The 16,407-nt window shown below is 73.8% G+C and carries 17 protein-coding genes; 7 read left to right on the forward strand and 10 right to left on the reverse strand.

Annotation, left to right across the window (positions count from 1 at the left end; genetic code table 11):
* Positions 1-45 precede the first annotated feature (45 nt).
* The gene (locus ACFV4P_RS27770; protein ID WP_380475576.1) at positions 46-915 is read right to left on the reverse strand and encodes an NAD(P)-dependent oxidoreductase; all 870 of its coding nucleotides are present in this window, start codon (positions 913-915) and stop codon (positions 46-48) included.
* A gap of 174 nt (positions 916-1,089) precedes the next feature.
* Here ACFV4P_RS27770 and ACFV4P_RS27775 point away from each other — a divergent pair, with 174 nt between their 5' ends.
* Positions 1,090-1,407 (forward strand): DUF6191 domain-containing protein, encoded by a 318-nt coding sequence (locus tag ACFV4P_RS27775; RefSeq protein ID WP_380475578.1) that lies wholly within the window; start codon positions 1,090-1,092, stop codon positions 1,405-1,407.
* A gap of 117 nt (positions 1,408-1,524) precedes the next feature.
* Positions 1,525-1,812: a hypothetical protein gene (locus ACFV4P_RS27780; protein WP_380475580.1), complete on the forward strand. Its 288-nt coding sequence runs from the start codon at positions 1,525-1,527 to the stop codon at positions 1,810-1,812.
* A gap of 624 nt (positions 1,813-2,436) precedes the next feature.
* On the opposite strand, the gene ACFV4P_RS27785 is transcribed toward ACFV4P_RS27780, so the two are convergent.
* The 5 genes from ACFV4P_RS27785 to ACFV4P_RS27805 form a co-directional block, all read right to left on the reverse strand.
* A complete protein-coding gene (locus tag ACFV4P_RS27785; RefSeq protein ID WP_380475582.1) occupies positions 2,437-2,958 on the reverse strand; it encodes an NUDIX domain-containing protein in 522 nt (173 codons plus the stop codon).
* A 95-nt stretch (positions 2,959-3,053) separates the two neighbouring features.
* Positions 3,054-3,779, reverse strand: a complete 726-nt coding sequence (locus tag ACFV4P_RS27790; RefSeq protein ID WP_380475584.1) for a hypothetical protein — start codon at positions 3,777-3,779, stop codon at positions 3,054-3,056.
* A gap of 49 nt (positions 3,780-3,828) precedes the next feature.
* Positions 3,829-4,737: an SGNH/GDSL hydrolase family protein gene (locus tag ACFV4P_RS27795; RefSeq protein ID WP_380475586.1), complete on the reverse strand. Its 909-nt coding sequence runs from the start codon at positions 4,735-4,737 to the stop codon at positions 3,829-3,831.
* Between the two features lie 1,332 nt (positions 4,738-6,069).
* Entirely contained in the window at positions 6,070-7,380 is a 1,311-nt protein-coding gene (locus ACFV4P_RS27800; protein ID WP_380475588.1) for a glycosyltransferase, read from the reverse strand.
* Positions 7,377-8,765 carry a glycosyltransferase family 4 protein gene (locus ACFV4P_RS27805; protein ID WP_380475590.1) on the reverse strand — a complete coding sequence of 463 codons (1,389 nt, stop codon included), beginning with the start codon at positions 8,763-8,765 and terminating at the stop codon, positions 7,377-7,379. Before ACFV4P_RS27805 ends, ACFV4P_RS27800 begins: the two co-directional genes overlap by 4 nt.
* Before the next feature lie 595 nt (positions 8,766-9,360).
* On the opposite strand from ACFV4P_RS27805, the gene ACFV4P_RS27810 reads away from it, so the two are divergent.
* On the forward strand, positions 9,361-10,038 hold the full coding sequence (locus tag ACFV4P_RS27810; protein ID WP_380475592.1) for a discoidin domain-containing protein: 678 nt from the start codon (positions 9,361-9,363) through the stop codon (positions 10,036-10,038).
* 62 nt (positions 10,039-10,100) lie between these two features.
* On the opposite strand, the gene ACFV4P_RS27815 is transcribed toward ACFV4P_RS27810, so the two are convergent.
* A complete protein-coding gene (locus tag ACFV4P_RS27815; RefSeq protein WP_380475594.1) occupies positions 10,101-10,523 on the reverse strand; it encodes an avidin/streptavidin family protein in 423 nt (140 codons plus the stop codon).
* A 268-nt stretch (positions 10,524-10,791) separates the two neighbouring features.
* Between ACFV4P_RS27815 and ACFV4P_RS27820 the strand changes: the two genes are divergently transcribed.
* Together ACFV4P_RS27820 and ACFV4P_RS27825 are read left to right on the forward strand one after the other, a co-directional pair.
* Positions 10,792-11,622 (forward strand): pentapeptide repeat-containing protein, encoded by an 831-nt coding sequence (locus tag ACFV4P_RS27820; RefSeq protein ID WP_380475596.1) that lies wholly within the window; start codon positions 10,792-10,794, stop codon positions 11,620-11,622.
* A 203-nt stretch (positions 11,623-11,825) separates the two neighbouring features.
* A complete protein-coding gene (locus tag ACFV4P_RS27825; protein ID WP_380475598.1) occupies positions 11,826-12,056 on the forward strand; it encodes a hypothetical protein in 231 nt (76 codons plus the stop codon).
* Positions 12,057-12,234: 178 nt separating this feature from the next.
* Here ACFV4P_RS27825 and ACFV4P_RS27830 read toward each other — a convergent pair whose 3' ends face one another.
* From ACFV4P_RS27830 to ACFV4P_RS27840, 3 genes are all read right to left on the reverse strand, one after another.
* Positions 12,235-12,807, reverse strand: a complete 573-nt coding sequence (locus tag ACFV4P_RS27830; protein ID WP_380475600.1) for a rhodanese-like domain-containing protein — start codon at positions 12,805-12,807, stop codon at positions 12,235-12,237.
* Between the two features lie 123 nt (positions 12,808-12,930).
* Positions 12,931-13,935: a sulfite exporter TauE/SafE family protein gene (locus tag ACFV4P_RS27835; protein WP_380475602.1), complete on the reverse strand. Its 1,005-nt coding sequence runs from the start codon at positions 13,933-13,935 to the stop codon at positions 12,931-12,933.
* Positions 13,932-14,309: a rhodanese-like domain-containing protein gene (locus ACFV4P_RS27840; RefSeq protein ID WP_380475604.1), complete on the reverse strand. Its 378-nt coding sequence runs from the start codon at positions 14,307-14,309 to the stop codon at positions 13,932-13,934. The genes ACFV4P_RS27835 and ACFV4P_RS27840 overlap by 4 nt, the downstream gene beginning before the upstream one ends.
* A 324-nt stretch (positions 14,310-14,633) precedes the next feature.
* On the opposite strand from ACFV4P_RS27840, the gene ACFV4P_RS27845 reads away from it, so the two are divergent.
* Both ACFV4P_RS27845 and ACFV4P_RS27850 read left to right on the forward strand, forming a co-directional pair.
* Positions 14,634-16,004: a rhodanese-like domain-containing protein gene (locus ACFV4P_RS27845; protein WP_380475606.1), complete on the forward strand. Its 1,371-nt coding sequence runs from the start codon at positions 14,634-14,636 to the stop codon at positions 16,002-16,004.
* Between the two features lie 133 nt (positions 16,005-16,137).
* The gene (locus tag ACFV4P_RS27850) at positions 16,138-16,404 is read left to right on the forward strand and encodes a metal-sensitive transcriptional regulator (RefSeq protein ID WP_043911727.1); all 267 of its coding nucleotides are present in this window, start codon (positions 16,138-16,140) and stop codon (positions 16,402-16,404) included.
* Positions 16,405-16,407: the final 3 nt, after the last annotated feature.

The following is a 16,407-nucleotide window of genomic DNA, read 5'->3' on the forward strand; positions in this document are numbered from 1 at the left end:
CGAAAAGAGGGGTGGTGGGCTCGTGGGACCGCGGCTCGGCGGGCGTCAGATGGCGGCCCGCGTGCGGGAGGCGGTGGAGATCGCGGCGAGGTCGCTCTCACCGTGGCCGTGGGCGATGGCCTGGAGCAGGGAGTCGCGAAGCAGCGAGGCCAGCGGGAGCGGGGCGTTGGCGCCGGCGGCGGTCTCCAGGGCGAGGTTCACGTCCTTCAGCCCGAGTGCCAGGCGGAACCCGGCCGGGACGAAGGAGCGTTCGGTGATCATCGCGCCGTAGCCGGCGTAAACCGGGCCCGGGAACAGGGAGTTGGTGAGGACATCGAGCAGCGCGGCCGGGTCGAGCCCGTTCGTCTCGGCGAGCACCGCGGCCTCCGAGAACGCCTCGATCGCCGACACCAGAAGGAAGTTGGCGCTGATCTTCGCCACGTTCGAGGCCGCCGGGTCCTCGCCGAGATGCCAGGTGCGGCGGCCCATCGCGTCGAACAGCGGTGCCACCCAGTCGAGTTCGGCGGCCGGACCGGCCGCCAGGATGTTCAGATTCCCGGCCGCCGCCGCGTCCGACCGGCCCAGCACCGGCGCCGCGATGTACCCGAGACCGTGCTGCGCGTGCAACTCGGCGGCACGGCGCGCCAGTCCCGGCGAGACGGTGGCCATGTTGACGTGCACCGCCGCCCGCGCCGAGGACAGCAACTCGTCGTTCAGCAAAAGGCGTTCGACCACCCGGTCGTCCGCCAGCATGGAGATCGTCACCTCCGCGCCGAACGCTTCCGCGAGCGTTTGCGCCGCCGACGCCCCGTCCGCGACCAGCTCCGCCACCGGCTCGGGCGAGCGGTTCCACACCCGCACCGAATGCCCCGCGTCCAGCAGTCGACGCGCCATCGCCCGACCCATCGCGCCCAGACCGACGAAACCGACGTCCATGCTCACTGCCTTCCAGCGGGATGCGAACGGTGATCCGAGGGCGATGCTACGACGCGCCCCCGCCGCCCGGCCGGTACGGCACGACCGGGCCCCGCCCCCGGTGTCCCGCCGCGAGGGCCGAACGGGAGCCCTCGGCCCCTGTTCGGCGACCGGCCCGGCAGTGATACTGGACCCATGGGGTTCATCGTCTTCGTTACGCTGCCGGGCCTGGTGCTGCTGCTCACCGCCCTCGCGGTGGTCGACCAGATCCTGCTGCGCGCAGGCCGCGCAGGCCTGCTGCCCTGGCGGCCCGGCCACCGGCAGGGCCAGATCTCGGCGACCGGGTTCGAACAGCTCCACGCCCAGTTCTCGGCGGGCAAGCAGAACGAGCTGAAGGAACGGCAGTCGGCGCTGATGATGCGCGACGAGGACGAGGACGGCGCGCCGCCGAACAGCAGTCGGATCGACCTGACGCGCGGCTCGGCCGTGATCCGGATCCCGAAGTCCTCCTGACGGCCGCCGTTCGGACCCGCGCAGGGAGAATGCTCCCGTGGCACGGCACAAGGGAGTGGGGGCGGGGAGCGGGACGTGGGTGCGGACGCGGGCGTGAACTGGTACGGAGTCCGATGCGTGTTCGAGTGGGCGGCTTCGGGCGGTCGCAGCTACGAGGAGCGGATCACGCTCTGGCAGGCGTCCTCGGCCGACGACGCGATTGCCCGGGCGGAGGCGGAGGCCGAGACGTACGCCACCGAGACGGGGGTCGCGTACCTCGGCCTCGCGCAGTCCTACCGCCTCGGTGCCGACGGCGCGCCGGGTGCGGGCGCGGAGGTGTTCTCGTTGCTGCGGGACAGCACGCTGGAGCCGGACGCCTACCTGGACGCGTACTTCGACAGCCGGACCGAACGCCAGCAGCGCTGAGCGGCGGCCCGGGGCGTCGGGAGCGGACCTCCGGCCACCGAGAAGGGCCGTCGCGGCGGCAGGTTGGGCGTCGTCGTCGTCGCTGTCGGCGTGGCTGTGACGCTTGTGGGAGCATCGGGGGCGGGCGCGAGAGCGCCGGCAACTGCTGGTCGAAACCCGGTACTTGAGCGTGATCGGGCTGGGGTCGCATCGTGTGCACCTCGACCGAAAAGCCGTGGGCGAGGACGCCGTTGAGGTGTGCCGCGTGGGCGCCGAGCCACTGCTCGGTGGGGATGCCGGGGGCGCTGATCCCGAGGAGCACGTAGTCGTCGGAGTCGGCGGTGCTCTGGCCGCAGACGCAGCACAGGAGCCGCTCGAACATGGTGTCTGGGGGGGGGCTCGCGCTGTCGGGCATGAGCGGCAGGGCAGCGAGCGCAGGCCGCTCGGCGCGGGGACGAGCGGGCGAGTGGCGGGCGGCGGCTTCGAGCGCCTCGCGGCCATTCCGGACGATCCCGGACTTCTGCGCGTCCAGGCCGACCGGGACCCGGCTGCGGAAGGCACGCGAATCCCGTTTCTGGCGAGCGATCGGCGGTTCGTCGAGACCTGTGGGCCCGGGTTTCGTCGGCGGATCGGGCCGTGGCGCGGTCAGCCGCGGGTGGTGCGAGCGATCCGCTCGGCATGACGGCGCATGCGGGTCGGATCCCCCGGGAAGTGGCTCTCCCAGTCCTGGTGCAGGCTCATCCAGGCCACCGGCTGGCCGCTCTCGGCGGTGAGGGGCGCCGCGGCGTCGACCACCGCGGTGTAGGACAGCCCGAGTGTGACGGTCCCCCCGGGGCGATAGCAGCGGACTGCGACCATGGCCGGCTCCGGGAACGGTTCGACTCGCAGACCGGTCTCCTCGAACAGCTCACGGATCGCGCCCTCCTTGGGCGTCTCCCCGGGTTCGACCCGCCCGCCCGGCGGCACCAGGCCTCGCCAGCGGTTCTCGACCAGCAGGACCCGCGAGAGATCCTCGTCGAAGACCCAGACCTCGGCGCCGAACGGCTCCGTCAGCGTGGGGCCGGCCGAGGCCAGCCACTCACCTGCGCCGTCAAGCTCCACCACGGCCAGGCGGGCGTCGGCAGCCGCTGCTTCGAGGGCCCGGCGGTGGATCACGTTGCGAGTCACCCGGTCACGATACGAGGCCGGTCCGCGGTATGCGTGCCTACGTCCTCCACGGAACCGTCACCGTCGCGTCGATACGCCGCTGGCTCGGACCGTGATCAGCCCGCGTCCGGAGTATCGGCCTGCTTCTCCGGCTCGGCAGTGACCTGCCTCAGCACCACCGTTGGCGATGACATGACGGCGTACCAGGTGTTCTCACTCTCGTCGGCGGCCGGGGCCCAGGCGGCAACGACGGGGAGTTCACAGTGGTCGCCGGCCTCCAGCGGGGGCAGCGTCCAGGACATGCCGCGGTAGCGGCCGTAGTCCACGCCCCACGTGCTGCACGAGTGGTTGTGCACCTCGTCGATCAGCGCAGCCCACCGCCGGGGCACCTCTCCTGCGTCGGCGGCCCAGCAGATCGCCTCCTCGTCGCTGCCTCCGACAGTGAGCCGGGTCGTCTCGTTCTCCACCGTGACAGCAGCCAGCGCCTGCCCCCCGTCGTACCCCCCGTCGGCACCCTCCGGAAGCCCTGCCGCGAACTGCACTCGCCCGAGCGGTGTGAGGGCGTCGATTCGCCAGACCGCCGCGCGGCAGTCGATCAGTGGCCCCCAGTTCTCGGGGTCGAGCTCGGGATCGAACGGGGTCAGCAGCAGCTCGACGCGGGCCCCGGGAGTCACCCAGCGGGCGAGCGTGCGGTCACCCGGCAGTTGGAACAGCTCATCGGGCTGCGGCGGAAGGCTGGTGTTCCCGATCGCCGTGGTGAAGGTCAGCGGGCCGAACGGCGTGTCGATGGCCGGCCGATCGGAGGAACGCAGGCGGGCACGTGGGACGGTCGGGAGCAGCACTGCCCCAGCCTACTGCGGTGTGCCCTGTCAAGATCCGCCGGACCGAACCCTAGCCGGCGGGGGAGTTGTTCGCGGTGGGTGGTGCGGGCCGAGGGGTGGGGTTGGGTTGGGGGGTGGGGCTGGGCTGGGGGGTGTTGGGCGTGGTGAGGCGGGTGATGATGGCGGCGGTGGCTTGGGCGTCGGCGCGGTCGAGGCGGCGGGCCGAGCCGCGCAGCAGGTGGCGGGCCTCCATTGCGGCGAGAGCGAACAGGCCGGGCAGTAGATCGGTGGAGCGGGCCGCGACCCAGCGGGTGCCGCGAGTGGCCATCCACCACAGGTCCGCGCCCGGACCGTGCGTGCGGGTGGGGAGTTCGGCGGGCGGCGGGCCCACCGGGTGGCCGGTCTCGGCGAGCAGGGTGTGGAAGCCGCGCGCGATCAACTGGTGCCCGGCGGCGCTGGGATGGAGTCGGTCCACGCTCAGCAGGCCGCGCTGCTCGGTCCACGGAAGGTCCGCGAGGTGCAGGTGGACGGCGTGGTGGTGATCGGACAGCGCATGGACGACCGCGTTCACGCCGCGCATCCGGCGCGCCAACGGACGTGCGAGCGGCGCCGGCAGCCGCAGCAGCCTGCCGGGGTCGGGCAGGCAGGCGGTGAGCGGGACGGTGCCCGTGACCGTCAACGAGGAGAGAATCGCCGCGAATTGACGTGCCGTCAGATCTAGGTCGAAGGAGGCGCGCAGGGTGTCGTTGCCGCCGACCACGACCGCCGCATACTGCGGGCGCAGCGCGAGGGCGGTGGGCAGTTGGGAGACCAGCAGGTCGCGGCTGAGTGCGCCGCTGTTGGCGAGGTTGCGGAAGTCCACGGGGTCGGGCGACAGGCTGGGTGCGAGCAACGCCGCCCAGCCTCGCCAACCGCCGGGAACGGGGTCGCCGACGCCCTCGGTGAGGGAGTCGCCGAGCGCCGCGAACCGAACCGTCATCACGTCCCTCCAGTGGGGCCGGGGATGGGTGTGGAGTGCGGTGGGGGAGTGGGGAGTTGGGGTCTGGCGTGTGCCAAGGCGGGAGGGTCGGGAGTGTGATGTGAGGGGGGTGGGGGTGCCGAGTGCTGCGGAGCAGTGGGTGGTTGGGGGCGCTGCGGGGCTGGGCGGGGTGGCGTGGGGCGGTCCTGTGATGGGCCGGGACGCGCGGAACGCCGTGTAGGGGCGGGTAGTTGGTGGTAGTTGCGGCCGATGACGAGGTGGGATCGGTGATGCTGGCGGGGTGGAGGAGGTGATGCCCGATGACGCTGGTGCGGGTGGTGGGTGGGGAGGGTGGGGCCGACGGGCTGGGCGCTGTGGCGTGCCGGATGGCGATTGGTTGTGTGGGTGCGGATTTCCCCGAGGTCGCTGCGGGCTGGATGGCGTGGTGGAGGCGACGGCGGGAGGAGTTGGCGGCCGGGCGTTGTGGCGCGGGGCGGTGGAGTGGGAGAAGAGGCGACCGGTGGTGGGTGGTTGGGCTGCTCCGCACCACGTCCGCACCACGGTCCGAGGCGGGATCGGCAGCGGGCGGTCGGACGGGGAGCCGGTGGCGGGTGTGGTGGTCGGTAAGGCTGGCGGGTGCGAAGTGGAGGGCGGTAGCGGCGAGTTGGTGGTCGCTTACGAGGATGGGGCAGCGGGTGGTGGGTGCTTGGGGCCGCTGCGTGCCTCCGCATGAGGCGGGGGCGGGGGTGGGGGTGGGGGCGGTGGCGGTCGGCCGGGCGGGGGAGCCGGCGGCTGGGTGTGGTGGGCGACGAAGTTGGCGGAGTTGGCGGTCGGGTGATGTGTGTGTGGGCGGGGTGGCCGGCGGTGGGTTGGGGGGTCGGTGATGCCTCCTCGGCGGGCGCTGAGGCGTGGGGTGGTGGGCGGCAGGACTGACGGATGCGGAGCGCGGTCCGGGGTGGCGGGCCGGTGGTCGCGTGTTGCGGCCAGGGTGGCGGAGCGCGGGTGGGTACGGCCATCGCGCGCCACCGCATAGGGTTGGGTCGGTGGTGGGCGGCGACGTCGGTGCGTGCGAAGTGGGCGCGGGTTGGGGGGCGTTGGTGGTCGCGCACGGGGACGGGAGTAGCGGCGGCCGGTGGTGGGTGGCTGGGGCCGCTGCGTGCTGCCGCACGAGGCGGGGCGGTGGCGGGCGGTCGACGTGGGGGTCGGCGGCTGGTGAGCAAGGCGGTGGTGGCGAGGCTCCGGTTGGACTGTTCGGCGCGGGTGCGTGTGGTGGCGCGGCGTGCGGGTTTGGGGTGGTTGGGGTCGCTGCGTGCCCCCCACGCGTGAGCGGTCGGGGGCGGGGGCCGGTGGGGGTCAGGGTGTGAGGTGGTGGGCGGCGGGGGCGGCGGCTGGTGCGGTGGGGAGTGAGGAAGGCGGTGGTGGTGAGGCTCCGGGTGGGCTGTTCGGGGCGGGTGCGTGTGGTGGTACGGCGTGCGGGTTTGGGGTGGTTGGGGTCGCTGCGTGCCCCCCCACGCGTGAGCGGTCGGGGGCTGGTGCGGTGGCTGCGTGGTGGGCGGTGAGGAAGGCGGTGGTGGCGGCGTTCCAGCTGAACTGTTCGGCGCGGGTGCGGGCGGTGGCGCGGCGTTCGGGTTCGGGGCGGGTCAGGAGCTGCGTCACGGCGTCGGCGAACCCGCTGCCGGTGTCGGCGGCTGCGAGGCCTGCCGGGCCGACGACCTGGGGGAGGGCGGAGGAGCGGCTGACGGCGACGGGGGTGCCGCAGGCCAGGGTTTCGAGTGCGGCCAGGCCGAAGGTTTCCACCGGGCCGGGGGCGATCACCGCGTCGGCGGTCGCCAACAGGGCGGCCACGTCGGAGCGTTCGGCGAGGTGGCCGAGGAATCGCACGGGCAGCCGCAGTTCGGCGGCCTGGCGTTCCAGGCGGGCGCGCAGGGGTCCCGTTCCGGCGACGGCCAGTACGGCGGGGACGCGGTGGCGGCGGCGGAGTTCTGCCAGTGCCTGGAGGGCCCGTTCCGGGCGCTTCTCGGCCGACAGCCGTGAGCACATCACCAGCAGGACCTGGTGCGGCCCGGCCAGCCGGGCCCGCAGGGCCGGGTCACGGCGGTCGGGGTGCATGGTCGTCAGGTCGACGCCCAGTGGCGCCTGGGCGAGGTTGGCGGCGCCGATCCGCTCGAACTCCTCGGCCGCCCACGCCGTCGTGCACAGCACCGTGTCATAGGCCTGCGCCGTAAGGGAGTTGAGCCGGTCGGCGAGGCGGCGCGCCAGGCGTGGGGGCAGGCCCCAGGTGCCGAGGACGCCGGTGGCGCTCTCGTGCGAGACCATCATCGACCGCACTCCGTGCGCCTTCGCCCAGGCACCCGTCCAGCGCAGTGTGGTGCGGTCCGAGACCTCCAGCCGGTCGGGGGCCAACTCGTCGAGGACGGCTGTCACTTGACTCCGGTCCCGGAGGACCCGGTAGCCGCCGCTGCCCGGCATCGGGGGGCCGGGCAGCGTGATCACCCGGCCCTGCTCCGTCCACTCGTCGCTGCGACGCGCCCCGGGGACGATCAGCACCGGCTGGTGGCCCGATGCCAGGTAGCCGGCGCCGAGGTGCCGCAGTGCGGTCCGCAGGCCGCCGGAGACCGGGGTGACGAAGTTCGCCACCCGGACGATGCGCAGTCCTCCGTTCACGCCGGCTGCTCCTCGACCAGTTCACCGGCCGCCGGTGCGGGCGCGACGGCAGACGCGGTGGCCGAAGCCGGCAGGACGGGTGCGGTGTCGGGCGAACGGGGTGCCGGTATCGCCGGGAGGTCGCCCGGGGAAGGGGCCACCGAGGGCGCGGAGGGCGTGGAGGGCACGGAGACGGAGGAAGACACGGCGTCGGAGGAACGGGAAAGCGTTTTCCGTTTGGTCCTGCCGGGCGTGTCGGCCGGTCGGGCGCGGTGCTCGGCGAGGACGTCCTGGTAGTGCCGGATGAGCTGGTCGCCGACCGCTTCCCAGGTGCGGTCGGTGACGTCGGCGCGGCCGGCGGCACCGTAGTGGGTGCGGAGGTCGGGGGCGGCCGCGAGGGTGGCGACGGCGCGGGCGACGGCTCCGGCGTCGCGGGGGGCGACCAGCAGGCCGGTGCGGTGGTGGCCGACCAGGTCCAGCGGGCCGCCGACGGCGGGGGCGACCACGGGGACGCCGCTGGCCATCGCCTCCTGGATGGTCTGGCAGAAGGTCTCCAGCGGGCCGGTGTGCACGAACACGTCCAACGAGGCGAAGCAGCGCGCGAGTTCGGCGCCGGTGCGGCGGCCGAGGAAGACCGCGCCGGGCATCGCGGCCTTCAACGCGGGCGCGCTCGGCCCGTCGCCGATCACCACCACCCGCACCCCGGGCAGCCGGGAGGTCTCGGCGAGCAGATCGACGCGCTTCTCGGGGGCGAGCCGGCCGACGTAGCCGACCAGGACCTCGCCGCCGGGGGCCAGCGCGCGGTGCAGCGCCTCGTCGCGGTGCTCGGGGTGGAAGCGCGCGGAGTCGACGCCGCGCGCCCAGATCCGGACGTTGCGCACGCCGTGCGCGGTGAGGTCCTGGGCGGCGGGGGTGGACGGGGCGAGGTTGCGCGCGGCGGAGCGGTGCACGGAGCGGATCCGCGCCCAGGCGAGCGCCGAGCCGAGCCCGCGTCCCATCCGGTACGCCTGCGCGTACCCGGCGAGGTCGGTCTGGTAGACGGCCACCGTCGGCAGGTCGAGGCGCTCGGTGATCCTGGCGGCGCGCGCACCGAGCACGAACGGGCTGGCGAGGTGGACCACGTCCGGCCGGTGGGCGGTGAGTGCGGCGGCGAGCCGGCGGCTGGGCAGCGCGATGCGCACCTGGGGGTAGCGGGGCAGCGGAACGGAGGGAATGCGCACCACCGGCAGCGGTTCCCGGTCCGGGCCGAAGGACTGCGGCGGGCAGTGCGCGCCCCGGGCCGGCGCGGGCGTGATCACCAGTGGCTGGTGACCCCGCCGGACGAGGTGTTCGGCGGCCCGCAGCACGCTGTGGGCCACGCCGTTGACCTCGGGCGGGAAGGATTCGGTGACGATGGCGACTCGCATGCCAACGTTGTGGCCAAGCCGGGCATGCGCCCGGACAAAGGGATCTTTCGCGCAGGCGAACGTCTGCCGCCATTTCCGCACACCCGGCCGACGGGTCCCGCCGCGACCCGGACGGTCCGCACAAACGGCCTGCGCACTGTGCACAAAACTGCGTCGAACGAGGCTTGAACGCACGCTCGACGCCATGGCTCGCTTGCTGCTGCGACGTGTGCAGGTCAACTTGTTGGATCGGATCCGACGTTCAACCAAGCGTCCCCGCAGACGACTTGGCGCACCTCCAGCACCCCGCAGGTCCGGCCCGGCGACGCGCCGCGCACTGTCCGTCCGCCCGCTCAGGAGGAATCCCGATGCGCCCCGCCCCACGGACCTCACCGCACTGACCCGCACGGGCCGGCCGGTGCCCCACCGCGACCACGCTGATGCCGGCGACACTGCTCGCGGTGGTCGGCCTGCGCCGCCGCCGGCAACGCCACCGGCGTCACCGGCGTCAGCTTCACCGTCACCACCTGCGGCGGGGCCGCCACCCGGATCCAACCGGCCCGCGCCCAACGGCGGCTACAACGGCCAACTCGCCGCACGCGACTACGAATTCACCGTGCACGCGGCCGCCGCGCCGAGCGGCTTCACGGTCGGGACGACCGTGCTCACCAAGCTGGCCGGCAAGGCCGCGTACGACGACGCGAACACCGGCTGGTACTTCGACCCCGCCGACCGGGTCGGCACCCTCTGGATCAAGGCCGGCAACCACGCCGTCAGCAGCGCCTTCAACGTCACCGCCACCGGCCTCACCCTGCCCACCGGAACCGCAGAAACCACCAACGGGCCCATCCCGCAGGCCAATTGGAGGGTAGTGTCGGCAGACAGTCAGGAGACCGCGGCGGAGAACGGGGCCGCCGCCAACGCCGTCGACGGCAGCAGCGGCACCCTCTGGCACACCCGGTTGTCCACTACCGCCACCCCGCTGCCGCACGAGATCCGGATCGACCTCGGCGCCCGCTACGGCGTCGGCCCCACCTGGCTGCCCCGCCGGGACGGCGGCGTCAACGGCCGCATCGGTGCCTACGAGAGCTACGTCTCCGACAGCGCCAGCACTTGGGGCAGCCCCGTTGCCACCGGGACGTTCGCCGACACCCCCACCGCCATACCCGTCAACTTCCCGGCGAAGAGCGGACGTTACCTACGGCTGCGGGTGCTGAGCGAAGCCGGCAACTGCGGGCCGTGGACCGGTGCCGCAGAGCTCACCGCCACCGGCGTGTCCGCGCCCTCGCCGTAGCCCGTCGGCCACCAGCCTGCCCCGCCCCGGGAGACCGGGGCGGGGCAGGCGCTGGTACTCGCTCAGGGCACCGGGTGCGGCAGCGGGCGCGCCAACCGCCGCACTTCCTCAAGACGGGCCGGATCGGGCTCCTGCCGGGTGAACAGGTCGTGCCCGACCACCGTCGACTCCCACTCGTCCGGGGCCTCCGCGGAGCGCGTCAACAGCCAGGCCGCCGAGATCCACTCCGCGCCGTTCTGCTGGTACTGGCCGCTCCACGACGTCACCGAACCCGCGTCGCCGCGCTCGTTGTGCCACGCCACCGTCCAGCCCACCGCCGTCCCGTGCCCGGCCTGCGCCGGCGCCACCAGGCGTCCCACCAGCGGATACGCGCCGCTCGCCCGGCCCGTCGCCGACACGTACGTCCCCGTGACCGACCCGTCCGGACCCGCCACCAACCGCATGTGCGAACCCAGTTCGCTGTACCAGTCGCCGGTGATGCCCACGCTGCTCCTCCCGCCGTCCTGCCGGCCGCCACCGCGCCCGGCCCGGGCGCGCCAGCCACCACTGTGCCGCCCCCGGCCGCCCGGACAGCGGCGACGCGCGGACGTCCCGCAATGGATGACACGACCGACCCGGGGCCCCCGAACCTCCGGGCGGCCCCCGGCCTCGCCACCCCCGGGACCGATTCACCCCCGGGACGGAGGCACCTGCGCGTCAAGGGACAATGGACTCCGAACAGGCCCCGCCCCCACCCGCAGGAGATTCCGCACCGTGACCGACCAGCAACACCCCGCCCCGACCGGCCGTCGCCTCGACCTGCTCGCCGACTGCTCCTCCTGCTTCGGGCTGTGCTGCGTCGCCCTGCCCTTCGCCAAGTCCGCCGACTTCGCCGCCAACAAGAACGCCGGCACCCCCTGCCGCAACCTCGACGCCGACTACCGCTGCGGAATCCACGTCAAGCTCCGCGACCGCGGCTACCAGGGCTGCACCGTCTTCGACTGCTTCGGCGCCGGCCAGAAGATCTCCCAGCACACCTTCGACGGGCACAGCTGGCGCGAAGACCCCGACACTGCCCGGCAGATGTTCGACGCCTTCCCCGTGATGCGCCAACTCCACGAACTGCTCTGGTACTTGACCGAAGCCCTGGAGCTCCCCCGGGCCCGCCCCGTGCACGCCGAGCTGCGCCGCGCGAGTGACGCGATCGACGAGCTGACCCGCCGGGACGCCGCCGCCCTGATCGCCGCCGACGTCCCCGCGATCCGCGCCGAGACCAGCGAACTCCTGCTGCGCGCCAGCGAGTTGACCCGCAACGCGCTGCCCGGCAAGAAGCGCAACCACCGCGGCGCGGACCTGATCGGCGGCCGACTGAAGGGCACCGACCTGCGCGGGGCCAACCTGCGCGGCGCCTACCTGATCGCCGCCGACCTGTCCGGCGCCGACCTGCGCAGCGCCGACCTGATCGGTGCGGACCTGCGCGACGCCGACCTGCGGGGTGCGGACCTGACCGGCGCGCTGTTCCTGACACAGTCCCAACTCAACGCCGCCAAGGGCGACTCCACCACCCGCATCGGCCCCGGACTCGCCAGGCCCGCGCACTGGTGACGGCGCGCGGGTGACGGCGCGCGGGACGGCGGCACGTGCGGTGACGGTTCGCGCGGTGACCGGTTCGCGGGTTGGCGGCGCAATGGGCGGGAGGGGGCGCGAGGGGCGCGCGGGGAGCCCGGATTCGGGATTAATCACCTGCGGCCCGTGTGCTCCCCGCGTATGGTCATGACCTCCCCGACGCGAGAGGAGGATCATCCGCGATGGGACTGTTCAAAGACACCCCGCCCCGCGAACATCCGGAGTTCACCCAGCTACGGTTCATGGCCGCCGGTACACCCTCGTGGTGGAAGCGAAACCGCCACAAGGTGGTTGGCACCGCCGGCCTGCTGATCGGCTTCTGGCTGGCCGGACACCACGACACCGCAGCACCCGCGACACCCGCCGCTCCGGCGGCGCCCGCCGCGGGTTCCTGCACCCCGACCGGCCGCTGACCCCGACCGACGGACGACGAGAGACGACGAGAGACGACGAGAGACGACGAGACGCGTAGGCCCTCGGCGCCGCCCGTGACGACAACGGGCGGCGCCGAGGGCCGAGTTCACTCACCGCCGGGCACGGGCCGACGTCCAGGGCGGACGCCGACCGCTTCGGCAGTCGCCGACCCGTAGGTCACTTGCCGCCGTGCAGGGCGGCCAGCGTCGCCTGGAACGCGGCGCCCGAGTTGCGCGGACGGTTGTACGGCAGTTTGCCGAGCATCGCGCCCATCGCGCAGGTGTTGGTGGCCGCCGAGAACAGCAGGCCCGCGCCCACCGCGGCCGACACCCAGCGCACGCCCGGCACGGCCAGGTCGATCACCACGCCGGCCAGCACCAGCGAACCCGCGACCATCCGGACCTGGCGGTCCATCGCCCAGCGGACCTTCTCGCCCGGCACCTTGTCCAGCTGCTTGCCGCCGGCCGTCCAGGCCGCGGTGCCGCCGGAGATCAGCAGCGCCTGGATGCCGGCGGCGGACAGCTGCTCGCACGCGTTTCCGGCGCGGGCGCCCGAGGCGCAGGTGATCGCCAGCTCGCCGCGCTCGGCGGCGGCGCGCAGCGCGGGCAGCGCCTGCGACAGCTGGTCAAGCGGCACGTTGTGGGCACCGGGAATGTGGCCGCCGGCGAACTCGCCGGGCGACCGCACGTCGATGACGGTCAGCTGCTGAAGCCTGGGCTGGAGCTGGTCGACGGTCAGGGGCGTGGTCATGTGGTGTGGGGCCTTTCGGGCAGGAGTGACCCGGCGTGCGGATCGCCGCCGGGCGGGGGGAGTGGAACGGTACCGGAGAACGCAGGTGGGACTGCGCGGGCTCCGGCAGGTGGCGCGGGCCGGTCAGAGCACCGCGTCCACCAGCATCAGGGCGGCCACCGCGAGCAGCGCGGTCGCGAAGATCCGCTGCAGGGTGCGGCCGGACAGCTTCGACGCCAGCCGCTTGCCGTCCCACGCGCCGAGGATCGCCGCAGCCGCGAACGGGCCGACCACCGCCCACGGGATGTCGGCGGCACCGCCGAGCCGGGGCAGCAGCGCGGACAGCGAGTTGAGGGTGATCACCAGCAGGCTGGTGCCGATCGCGTCCGCCATCGAGAACGCCAGGAAGGACACCAGCGCGGGCACCGCGAGGAACCCGCCGCCGACGCCCAGCACGCCGGTCGCCGCACCCAGTCCGGCACCCGCCAGCGCGGAGCGGCGCGCGGATGCGGGAACGGGAGCGGGTGTGGAGGTGGCGTCGGCCTCGGTGTCGGTCTCGGGCTGCCGGGCGTGCTCGGCGGGCAACGGGAAAGCGTTTTCCGTCTCCGTTTCGGCTCCCGTTTCCGTCGCCGGCTCCGCTTCCGTGCCGTGCACGGACGTCCCGTCGGGGAGCGCGAGCGCCCGGGCGCGGTCCGGCGCCGATGCCCGGCTCTGGGCCGGAATCGACGCCTGCGCGGCGGCTGCGCGTCCGGCGGTCCTGCGTCCGGCGGTCCTGCGTCCGGCGGTCCTGCGTCCGGCGGACAGCATCCGCCAGGCGGCCAGGCCGGCGAGCAGGGCGAACGCGGCGGTCAGCGCCGGGCCGGGAAGGTGCCGGGAGAGCGCGCCGCCGAGGGCGGCGAACGGGAGTCCGGCGGCGCCGAACAGCAGGCCGCTGCGCCAGCGGACGCGGCCGGCCCGGGCATGCGCGACCAGCCCGGTGAGGGAGGTCACGGCGACGATCAGCAGGCTGGCGGTGGTCGCGGTGCCGGGCGTCAGCCCGAGCAGGTAGATCAGCGCGGGTACGGCCAGCATGCTGCCGCCGCCGCCGAGCCCGCCGAGGGCCAGCCCGACCACCGCACCGGCGATCAGGGCGAGGATGACGGCAGTCATATCGCGGCGCCGCAGGAACACTCGCCCTGGTGGGACGGCAGCCCCGCCTGCAGCCAGGCGATCATCCCGCCGACCACGTTCACCGTCCGGATGCCGCGTGCGTTCAGCAGGTCGGTGGCGACCTTCGAGCGGTTCCCGGAGCGGCAGAGCGCGAGCACCGGCGGGCCGTCGGCGCCAGCCGCCGGGCCGCCGTCGAAGCCGGGGAAGGCGCTGATGTTGCCGAGCGGGACGAGGACCGCGCCGGGCGCGTGCACCTCGGCGTACTCCGCGGGCTCGCGGACGTCCAAGAGCAGCGCCTCGCCGGCGGCGGCCAGACGGTGCGCCTCGGCGGGGTCGATCTGCGCGGGAGCGGGCGGCTGGTGGGACAGGGCCACGGGGTCCTCCTGGGCGGTGATGAGGGTGGTGCGTGCGGACTGCGCACACGGGTCCGGCGGTACTTCGCGGCGGTGAACCGCCCCGAGGAAGATACCGGTGGGGGTATATCGTTGGGACCCAGCATATACCCCCACCCGTATTGGCCGGCATCCGCTACAGTCGGGAACTGCCTGCAATAATACCCATGGGGGTATCGGCGGGCCTCGGGTCCGCGGCGGCGTCCCCTCGCCTGCCCCGCCCGCACGCGGAGCCGTACCGGCGCCCGCACCCCCACCCTCCAGCCGTGACCGGCCGACGTTGCCGACGCAGAGATGAGGACATCCGTGTTCTTCGCCCAGTACTACCTCGACTGCCTCTCCCAGGCCTCGTACCTGATCGCGGACGAGACCACCGGCCGCGCCGTCGTGGTCGACCCGCGCCGCGACGTGGACGAGTACCTGGCCGAGGCCGAAGCGCGCGGCTTCACGGTCGAGGGCGTCATCAACACCCACTTCCACGCCGACTTCCTCTCCGGTCACCTCGAACTCGCCGCCCGCACCGGCGCCTGGATCGGCTACGGCCGCCGCGCCGAGACCGAGTACTCGATCCGCAAGCTCGCCGACGGCGAGCGGATCAGCCTCGGCACGGTGGAGCTGGAGATCCTGGAGACCCCCGGCCACACCCCCGAGTCGATCAGCGTGCTGGTGCGCGAGAACGCCGACGACACCGTCCCGTACGGCGTCCTCACCGGCGACGCCCTGTTCATCGGCGACGTCGGCCGCCCCGACCTGCTGGCCTCCGCCGGCGTCAGCGCCGCCGAACTCGGGCAGATGCTGTACGACAGCGTCCAGCACAAGCTGATGGCGCTGCCCGACGAGGTCCGGGTCTACCCCGCGCACGGCGCCGGCTCGGCCTGCGGGAAGAACCTCTCCACCGAACTGCAGTCCACCATCGGCCAGCAACGCCGCACCAACTACGCCTGCCAGCCGATGACCGAGGACGAGTTCGTGGCCATCGTCACCGCCGGCCAGCCCACCGCACCCGGCTACTTCGGCTACGACGCCGACCTCAACCGGCGCGAGCGCGACCTGTTCGACTCCGCCGCGCTCGCCGCCCCGCTGGACGCCGAGACCTTCCTCGCCCGCCGCGCCGAGGGCGCCGTCGTGGTCGACGCCCGCGACCCGCTCGACTTCGCCGCCGGGCACCTGGCCGGCGCCATCAACGTCCCCGCCGACGGCCGCTTCGCCGAACAGTCCGGCACCGTCCTCGACCCGGCGTGGCAGCTGCTCGTCGTCGCCCCCGAGGGCCGCGAGCAGGAGACCGTCACCCGACTCGCCCGGATCGGCTTCGACCGGGTCGCCGGCCACCTCGCCGACCCCGAGGCGACGTTCCGCTCCGTGCCCGAGCAGATGCGCCAGGCCGCCCGCCGCACCGTCGCCGACCTGCGCGCCGAACTCGCCGGCGACGAACCGCCGCTGGTCCTCGACGTGCGCGGCGGCTCCGAGCGCGAGGGCGGGCTGATCCCCGGCTCGATGCACCTCCCGCTGGCCGAGCTGCCCCAGCGCCTCGCCGAGATCCCGCAGGACCGCGCCGTCGTCGTCCACTGCGCCGGCGGCCACCGCTCGTCCATCGCCGCCAGCCTGCTGCGCCACCATGGCCACCCGCAGACCTCCGACCTGCTCGGCGGCTACGGCGCGTGGGAATCCGCCGCCTGACCGACCCGCATCCGCAGCACCCCGACCGGTGGGCGGGAATTCCCCGCCCACCGCCCCGGTTGATACCGGCGGGGGTATTACTCGCCCCACCCGGCGCCCGCCGGAGCAAGGCCCAGCACGAGGAGGAGACCCGATGCAGGTGGACGAGGCGGCCGTCGGCGCCGTACTGAACCGGCTGCGCCGCGCCCAGGGCCAACTGGCCGGCGTCATCGCCATGATCGAAGCCGGTCGCGACTGCAAGGACGTCGTCACCCAACTCGCCGCGGTCTCCCGCGCCCTCGACCGGGCCGGCTTCAAGATCGTCGCCAGCGGCATGCGCCAGTGCATGGCCGAGGCGGAGGAAGGCGGCGCCCCGATGAGCGAGGCGGAACTCGAGAAGCTCTTCCTCACCCTCGCCTGAGCG

The sequence above is a fragment of the Kitasatospora sp. NPDC059795 genome (genome assembly GCF_042732175.1).
Taxonomy (GTDB): Bacteria; Actinomycetota; Actinomycetes; order Streptomycetales; family Streptomycetaceae; genus Kitasatospora.

Bases quoted from the DNA above. Each gene is read 5' to 3' on its own strand.
- ACFV4P_RS27770 (WP_380475576.1), bottom strand. From the start codon at position 915: ATGGACGTCGGTTTCGTCGGTCTGGGCGCGATGGGTCGGGCGATGGCG.
- ACFV4P_RS27775 (WP_380475578.1), top strand. From the start codon at position 1,090: ATGGGGTTCATCGTCTTCGTTACGCTGCCGGGCCTGGTGCTGCTGCTC.
- ACFV4P_RS27795 (WP_380475586.1), bottom strand. From the start codon at position 4,737: ATGACGGTTCGGTTCGCGGCGCTCGGCGACTCCCTCACCGAGGGCGTC.
- ACFV4P_RS27805 (WP_380475590.1), bottom strand. From the start codon at position 8,765: ATGCGAGTCGCCATCGTCACCGAATCCTTCCCGCCCGAGGTCAACGGC.
- ACFV4P_RS27825 (WP_380475598.1), top strand. From the start codon at position 11,826: ATGGGACTGTTCAAAGACACCCCGCCCCGCGAACATCCGGAGTTCACC.
- ACFV4P_RS27830 (WP_380475600.1), bottom strand. From the start codon at position 12,807: ATGACCACGCCCCTGACCGTCGACCAGCTCCAGCCCAGGCTTCAGCAG.
- ACFV4P_RS27835 (WP_380475602.1), bottom strand. From the start codon at position 13,935: ATGACTGCCGTCATCCTCGCCCTGATCGCCGGTGCGGTGGTCGGGCTG.
- ACFV4P_RS27850 (WP_043911727.1), top strand. From the start codon at position 16,138: ATGCAGGTGGACGAGGCGGCCGTCGGCGCCGTACTGAACCGGCTGCGC.